We start from the raw sequence: 6957 nt of genomic DNA, 5'->3' as shown, positions 1-6957 counted from the left end.
CAGGCGGTCTGGTAGCTCACGCCCTGCTGACGCGCCCACTCCGAAAGCTTCACAAGGCCAAGATAGTCGGGATATGCGACTAGAGATGACTATGAATGACTAGAAAACCTGTAGCAGCTTTCACCCCCCGTCCGCTCCACCCGGGGGCGCAGAAACGTGACGCTGGGCCCCGGCCCGTCGTTACCCCCGCAACCCCCTTCTTCCCCTCTTCCCCTCCCCGCTCCCCCGCTCCTGGAAGGGCAGGAACGCTCATGCACCCCACCGACAGGGACCGCGCCACCGACCTGGACCACGACGCCCTCCGGCCCAGCGCCACCGACTGGGACCACCCTGCCGACCCCCACCCCGGCTGGCAGCGCGACCACGTCACCACGTACGCCGCCACCGCCGGCACCGACGGCCACATCTGGCACGGGGTCCCCACCCTGCTGCTCACCACCGCCGGGCGCGTGACCGGCCGGGCGTACCGCACCGCCCTCATCTACGGCGAGGACGAGGGCGTCTACATCACGGCCGCCTCCGGCGGCTCCTCGGCCGACCACCCGGACTGGTACCGCAACCTCCTGGCCTGCCCGGAGGTCCGCCTCCAGATCGGCGCCGACGTGTTCGCAGCCAAGGGCCGCCCGGCCACGGCCGACGAACGCGACACGTACTGGGGCATCATGACCGGGCTCTGGCCGGCGTACGAGGACGAGCAGGAGCGCACGGAACGCGAGATCCCGCTGGTCCTCTTCGAACGCGCGCAGTAGCGTCGCGCCGGCTTCGGCACGCCCTGCACGTCTGCTTCGGCACGCCCTGCACGTCTTGCGCGTACCGGCTAACAGTTCGCGGCGACGGCATCGATCCGGCCGCCGAAGTCGCCGCGGTAGTCGCGGCGGTGGTCGCCGTTGAAGACCGTGCGGCGCTCCTTGGGCTGCCAGTTGTAGAAGCAGGCGTCCGTGCTCGCGACGAACGAACTCACCTTGTCGTGCAGATAGTTCGGCATGTCGCGGTACCCGCTGCGCGAGGTCCACTCCCAGCTCTGGCCGCCGTAGTCCTTGCCCGAGTAGAAGCAGATCGAGCCGCCGGGACACGACGGGATCGCGGCGGCCGCCGAGGAACTCGGTGCGGGCAGGAGCAGGGCGGCCAGCGAGACGGCGGCGGCGAACGCCAGAGAACGCAGCTTCATGGAAGCCTCCGTGGGGGGGGTGGAGTGGGGGTGGTGCGGAGTGCGGGACCCGAAGGGGGCGAGACGCAGACCATGATCGTGACCACGTCGGTGGACATGCCAGCCCCCGCACCCCGAACCACCCGATCAGCCCACACCCACACATCCACGCACCCGGCCCGACAGGCCACGGGGGACCTGCCGGCGGGTGGTTGACCTCAACCACGGTCGAGGTCCTAGCGTCGGCCCCATGACCTCAACGACGACACCTCCCGCCCCCGCCAACCCCGCCGCCACCGACGAGATGCTGCCGAGCCAGCCGATCGGGTACTGGAGTGGGGCCGCCCACGAGGCCGTCATCCGGCTGATCCGCGACGCGATGGCGCGGATCGACGTCACGCAGCCGCAGTGGTGGAGCTTGAACCGCGTCGTCGGGGCCGCGGGCCGCGACGGCGCGACCCGCGCGGCGGTCGTCGCGGACCTCGCCTCCGTGGCGGACGGCCCGTACGAGATATCCCGCGCCCTCGACCAGCTCGTCCACCGAGGCTGGCTGTCCATCGACTCCGAGGAGCGCTTCACCGTCACCGATTCCGGGCAGGCGGCGATGGGCCGCATCCGCGAGCTGGTGCACGGCCTCCGGGACCGGGTCCACACGGGCGTCAGCGACGAGGACTACGTGATCACCCTCCGTGTCCTGCGCCGGATGATCGAGAACGTCGAGACCGCTTACGCGCAGCAGAGCTGACCCGCTGCCTCAGCAGCGCGCCCCCGGCTCACTCGCAGCCGACGCCGTCGCCGTCGCGGTCGAGGTGCCGGCCGTAGCCCGGATCGCCCCTACGGACGGGGGCGGCGCCGGCCGCACGCGCCGCGGTGCAGTTCCGGTAGTACGCGCTGCCGCTGCCGCTTCCGCCCCCGCTGCCACCCGACTCGGCCTCCTCGGTGACCGTGACCGTCGGCGCGGGGGCCGGCGTGGCCGTGACGGTCGCCGTGGCGGTCACCGTGGCGGTCGGCACCGGATCGGGCGCGGCGGCGGTGACCGTGGCCGTCACGGTCACGGTGGGCGCAGGCCCGGCGTTCGCCTTCGGCGTGGACGTTCCGCACCCGACGGCGGCGACCAGGCATGCGACGGCTATGCCGCCGTACGTGAGGACGGCCCGCCTGCGCGGACCGAGCCGGCGGCGCGAGGAGGACGACGGCGCGAGCGGGGTGGGCGAGGTGGGCGAGGTGGGTGGCGTAAGCGGTGTGAGCGGCGTGAGCGGCATGCGCGTTTCCTTCCGGCGGGCAGGGAGGGGCCCCGGCTCGCGGGTCCCCGAGCGGAGCGGGGCGCCATCGTGTCACCCGCCGGACCGCGCGCATGCGGTCGTTACCGAGCTGTGCTCACGTCAGACGATGCGCCAGTTCCGGGTAGTCGACCACCAGCCCGTCGGCATCGAACTCGATGTCGCTCACGAAGTCCCCGGAGGCGTACCGGACGCGGGCGCCGCCGCCTCCGGTCCGGCCGAGATGCGTGTACGTCTGGCGGGACGGGTGCACCGTCAGCTCGGGCACCGCCACCCAGGCCATCAGCAGCTGACGTTCACCGGGCCGGTCGAGCAGGCCGTGCCGGAGTACCGGCATGGTGTTGGTGAGCGGGCACAGACCCAGGTCGCAGTCGAGGGCGGCGTCGAGGCCCGGCAGCGGTTCCCCGTCGGCGGTCCACCGCGCCGCCCCACCCGCCAGGTCCGCGCCGCCCTCACTCCCGCTCCCGCTCCCACTCCCACTGCGGCGCAGATCCAGCTCCCGCGCCCCGTCGGCGTCCTCGGCGGTCACGTGCAGGCGCCGGGTGACGAAGTCCTCGTCGGTCTCCAGCGTGTACGAGATCCAGTACGGCGCGGGTTCGGTCCCCACCGCCCGCCCACGCGCCCGCAGCCCGCCGCGCGGGGCGCCACCGGCGGCCCCGCCACCGAGCTCGACCCAGGCGGTCTCGAACCCGCGACTGGCCATGACTTCCCAGCTCAGCACCCTCAGTTCGGTCATCCCGCCAACCTAGCCAACCGACCGCCCGCACCCGCGGCCCCGACCGGCCCGAGTCGTAGACTGGCAGGCCGCCCTCCGGCGCCCTCCCTACCTCGGCGGCGCCGCCGAGAGGACCGAAAGGGACCGAAAGGGAATGGCCTCATGACCGACCGCACCTTCCACACCGCCGTCACCATCGGGGTCAGCCTGGACGGCTACATCGCCCGGCCCGACGGCGACATCGAGTGGCTCACCACGCGGGGCGCGGAGGCCGGGGACACGGGATATCTGGAGTTCCTGGCCGGGATAGACACCCTCGCCCTCGGGCGCAAGACGTACGAGAAGGTCCTGACCTTCGGCTTCTGGCCGTACGAGGGCAAGCAGGTCGCCGTCCTCAGCAGCACCCTCACCACCGACGACGCGCGCGTCACCGTCCACCGCACGCTGGACGACCTGCTGGCCCACCTCACCTCCTCCGGCGCGCAGCGCGTGTACGTGGACGGCGGGCAGCTCATCCAGACGTTCCTGCGCGAGGACCTGCTGGACGAGATCACGATCACCACGGCCCCCGTCCTGATCGGATCCGGGATCCCGCTCTACGGCGCACTCGACCGGGACGTCGATCTGCGGCTGACGGCGGCCAAGGTGCTGGACGCGGGCTTCATGCAGACGACGTACGTCCGCGACCGCGCCTGAGGCGGCGCCTGAGTCGGCGCGTGAAGCGGGCGGCGGCGGGGCGAAATCCCGTCGCTGCGGCGGTTTTTGATCATTCCGACGGGCGACGCCTAGCATGTCCACGCCACTCCCCATGCCCGCCCCTGAGGAAAGCACTTCATGCGCATCAAGCGGATACTCGCAGCGGCTCTCGTCCTCGCCACCCTCACCGCGTGCGAGGACAGCGGAGGCGGGCCGGCCAAGCCGGCCACGCCCCCGTCGGTGGGACCGACGGCCAAGGAGGCGGCGGTGGCCGAGGGGGCGAAGGCCAAGACCATCGCGGACGCCCAGCGGTACGTCCAGCAGTACGCCTCCTGCGAGGACCTGAGCACGAACCCGAAGGACCACCGGCTCCCGCTGACCGACTTCACGACGGTCGGACAGTGGTCGGTCACCGAGCGCGGCGTGTGCAGCGACCGGACCGAGCGGGGCGAGATCGTCTTCTACATGGCCTCGGACATGAAGGAGTTCCAGACGCGCTACAAGCAGCGCGTCATGGACAGGATCGCGGGCGGGGAGGGCTCGTACGGCTTGTTCAGCCGGGTGATGGTCGGCAAGACGTACGCGATCACCCCGACCAAGACGAAGACGACCCTGGCCCTCTCCCGCTCGGACCTGCGGATCCTGTACTGCAATCCGGGCTTCGCCGTCCCCGAGGGCTACAAGCGCGAGCCGGCCCTGGTGGAGGGATGCGTCCTCAGCGACTTCGTCAACAGCTCGGACGGGAAGGGCAGCCCGAACTTCGAGCGGCCGCAGGAAGGGCCCAACGGCGATCTCGGCCAGCCCAAGGAGGGCAGCCTGGGGCTGGCGCGGGCGAGCAACCTCGCCGAACTGCTGAAGATCATCCACCCGCACACGGTCGACTGCACCAACATGTCCACCGACGCGGAGGCGATCGACACCCGCTCCATCGACTACAACCCGGCTGTCAACGACAGCAATTGGCGGGGGTGGGGCATCAAGGAACGAGCGGTCTGCGGCGAGTTCGCAGGCGACCGGCGGGCCCACAACCTGAACTGGATCAGCACGGTCAGCGACATGAAGACCCTGCAGACGAGGGCGAAGGCCGCGCAGCAGGAGGACCTGAAGGACGGCCGCCTGCAGGCCACCACCAGCAAGCTGCTGGTCGGCCAGAACGTCGCGGTGGAGAGCACGAGCTGGTCCGTCCGCTTCGGCCTCTACCAGGCCCAGTTCCTGTACCTGAACTGCGAACCCGGCTTCCGCGCCCCGACGGGCTACCGGGTGGAGAAGGCCCAGGTCGACGGCTGCGTCCTGACGAACTACGAGAAGGACCACCCAGCGGCGGGCTGAGGCGGGGGGCCGGGGGGGCCGCCGGGGCGGGGCTTCGGGGGGTGGGGCTGGTCCGAGGAGGTTTGTCCCGCTTGGGCGGGGTCGATTCCCCGGGCTGACCCAAGGGGGTTCGCCCGCGACGAGGCAGGCTTCGGGGGTGGAGGCTGACCCGAGGCGGTTTGTTCCGCTTGAGCGGGATCAATTCCCCGGGCTGCCCCGAGGGGGCATGTCCGCTGGGGGGTGGGGCTTCGGGGGGTGGAGGCTGACCCGAGGGGGTGTGTTTCCTGTCGGGCCTGGTCGGAGGGGTGTCGGTGTCTGCCCGCCAGTCCATCGTCCGTGCGGGTCGGCGGCCGGCGTCAAGAGCGCCCTTCGGGCGTCGCTTGCGCGATGTCGCTGCGCTCCACCCTTGACACCGACCACCGCCCCACCCAGACACAGACTGACGAGCAGGCACCGAGGGAGGGATGGCAGGGGGGAGCTGTTGCCCTCAGGCTCCGCGATGACGCTTGGAGCGGAGCCCTGCTGTGCGGTATCGCGCCCTGCGGGCGGGACGCCTCCGTTGCGCACGGGCCCCGACCGGCAGCCCAAGGGCGGTCGGTGCGCATCCGATCGCTACGCGCTGCGGCCGTCTCGGCGTCCCCACCCCGCCTGTGGCCGTGCATAGGCCGCCATCGATCGCTACGCGCTCCGACCGACCGGCGACTGCAGGCTGCGAGGGGCAGTTGCGGCAGGCGCAGCAGGGCAGTGGGGGCCACCGGGCAGTCCATCGGCGTCCGGACGGCGCCGGACGGAGTCCGGGGCCAGTCCTGTCCCCCGGAGGGCCGCCGGGCGGGCTGATGGCGGGAACGAAGGACGGCCCGCAAGGCGCCGGACGGGGGCGGAAGGCGTCCGGAGGGAGATCCGGGGGCAGTCCTGTCCCCGGAGGACCGACCGTCCGGCACTCTATTGCCGACAGGCCCCCACCCACCCCTCCACCCGCCTTCCAAACTGGTGCAATTAGGGCATCTTGCGGCCTCTTTGCGTGCACAGGAGGGGGTGACTGCAATCCAGGACGCAGATCCCGCACCCCACACCCCCACTCCCCTCCCCCACACCCCCACTCCCCTCTCCCACACCCCCACTCCCCTCTCCCACACCCCTGATCGGCGAGAAGGCCCTCCGACCGGGGGAGAAGGACCCCCGACGGGGGGAAGGACTCCCGACGAGGGGAGAAAGGTCCCCGACGGGGGGGAGAAAGGTCCCCGAAGGAGCCATCGGACGGACAGAGGAAGGCTCGACGGGAAGGGGGGAGGGAAGGAGTCGACGTCCCCGCCCAGGGGCAACTCGCACCGAACTGGCCACAGTCACCCGCCCCGCCCACAGTCGGCCACCCCGCCCACAGTCACCCGCCGCGCCCGCAGTCGCCCGCCCCGCCCGCAGTCGCCCATCCGCCGAAGCGCGTAGCGATCGATGGCGGCATATGTACGGCCACAGGCGGGGTGGGGACGCCGAGACGGCCGGAGCGCGTAGCGATCGATGGCGGTCTATGTACGGCCACAGACGGGGCGGGGACGCTGAGACGGCCGGAGCGCGTAGCGATCGGATGCGCCCAGACCGCCCTCGGCCTGCCGGCCGGGGCATAGGACGAAGGGGCTCCCGCCCGAAGGGCGCGATTCCGCACAGCGGGGCTTCGGTCCGGGCGTCGTCGCGGAGCCTGAGGGCAACAGCTCCCCCCTGCCATCCCTCCCCGGTGCCTGCTCGCCGGTCTGTTGGCTGGGCGGGGCGGTGGTCGGAGTCAAGGGTGGAGCGCAGCGACATCGCGCAAGCGACGC

The 6957-nt window shown here is 71.7% G+C and carries 7 protein-coding genes; 4 read left to right on the top strand and 3 right to left on the bottom strand.

Annotated elements, in window-relative coordinates:
• Positions 1–251 precede the first annotated feature (251 nt).
• Positions 252–749, top strand: a complete 498-nt coding sequence (locus GPJ59_RS31435; RefSeq protein ID WP_219671319.1) for a nitroreductase family deazaflavin-dependent oxidoreductase — start codon at positions 252–254, stop codon at positions 747–749.
• Between the two features lie 68 nt (positions 750–817).
• Here GPJ59_RS31435 and GPJ59_RS31430 read toward each other — a convergent pair whose 3' ends face one another.
• On the bottom strand, positions 818–1168 hold the full coding sequence (locus tag GPJ59_RS31430; protein WP_219671318.1) for a peptidase inhibitor family I36 protein: 351 nt from the start codon (positions 1166–1168) through the stop codon (positions 818–820).
• Between the two features lie 229 nt (positions 1169–1397).
• On the opposite strand from GPJ59_RS31430, the gene GPJ59_RS31425 reads away from it, so the two are divergent.
• Complete coding sequence (locus tag GPJ59_RS31425) at positions 1398–1892, top strand: MarR family winged helix-turn-helix transcriptional regulator (protein ID WP_219671317.1); 495 nt, start codon at positions 1398–1400, stop codon at positions 1890–1892.
• Between the two features lie 28 nt (positions 1893–1920).
• Here the strand turns inward: GPJ59_RS31425 and GPJ59_RS31420 are convergent, their stop codons facing one another.
• A complete protein-coding gene (locus GPJ59_RS31420) occupies positions 1921–2409 on the bottom strand; it encodes an excalibur calcium-binding domain-containing protein (RefSeq protein ID WP_258025207.1) in 489 nt (162 codons plus the stop codon).
• A gap of 115 nt (positions 2410–2524) precedes the next feature.
• Complete coding sequence (locus GPJ59_RS31415; protein WP_219671316.1) at positions 2525–3163, bottom strand: putative glycolipid-binding domain-containing protein; 639 nt, start codon at positions 3161–3163, stop codon at positions 2525–2527.
• 141 nt (positions 3164–3304) lie between these two features.
• Between GPJ59_RS31415 and GPJ59_RS31410 the strand changes: the two genes are divergently transcribed.
• Positions 3305–3838, top strand: a complete 534-nt coding sequence (locus GPJ59_RS31410; protein ID WP_219671315.1) for a dihydrofolate reductase family protein — start codon at positions 3305–3307, stop codon at positions 3836–3838.
• Positions 3839–3976: 138 nt separating this feature from the next.
• Positions 3977–5167, top strand: coding sequence for a hypothetical protein (locus GPJ59_RS31405; RefSeq protein WP_219671314.1), 1191 nt, complete (start codon positions 3977–3979; stop codon positions 5165–5167).
• Positions 5168–6957: the final 1790 nt, after the last annotated feature.

Origin of the sequence: Streptomyces bambusae (genome assembly GCF_019400985.1) — a bacterium.
Taxonomy (GTDB): Bacteria; Actinomycetota; Actinomycetes; order Streptomycetales; family Streptomycetaceae; genus Streptomyces; species Streptomyces bambusae_A.
Note: the sequence above shows the minus strand (reverse complement) of the source record. Positions and strands in the feature narration are given on the sequence as shown.

Excerpts from the sequence above, each read along its gene's own strand:
- GPJ59_RS31410 (WP_219671315.1), top strand. The coding sequence starts at position 3,305 with ATGACCGACCGCACCTTCCACACCGCCGTCACCATCGGGGTCAGCCTG.
- GPJ59_RS31415 (WP_219671316.1), bottom strand. The coding sequence starts at position 3,163 with ATGACCGAACTGAGGGTGCTGAGCTGGGAAGTCATGGCCAGTCGCGGG.
- GPJ59_RS31420 (WP_258025207.1), bottom strand. The coding sequence starts at position 2,409 with ATGCCGCTCACGCCGCTCACACCGCTTACGCCACCCACCTCGCCCACC.
- GPJ59_RS31435 (WP_219671319.1), top strand. The coding sequence starts at position 252 with ATGCACCCCACCGACAGGGACCGCGCCACCGACCTGGACCACGACGCC.
- GPJ59_RS31425 (WP_219671317.1), top strand. The coding sequence starts at position 1,398 with ATGACCTCAACGACGACACCTCCCGCCCCCGCCAACCCCGCCGCCACC.
- GPJ59_RS31405 (WP_219671314.1), top strand. The coding sequence starts at position 3,977 with ATGCGCATCAAGCGGATACTCGCAGCGGCTCTCGTCCTCGCCACCCTC.
- GPJ59_RS31430 (WP_219671318.1), bottom strand. The coding sequence starts at position 1,168 with ATGAAGCTGCGTTCTCTGGCGTTCGCCGCCGCCGTCTCGCTGGCCGCC.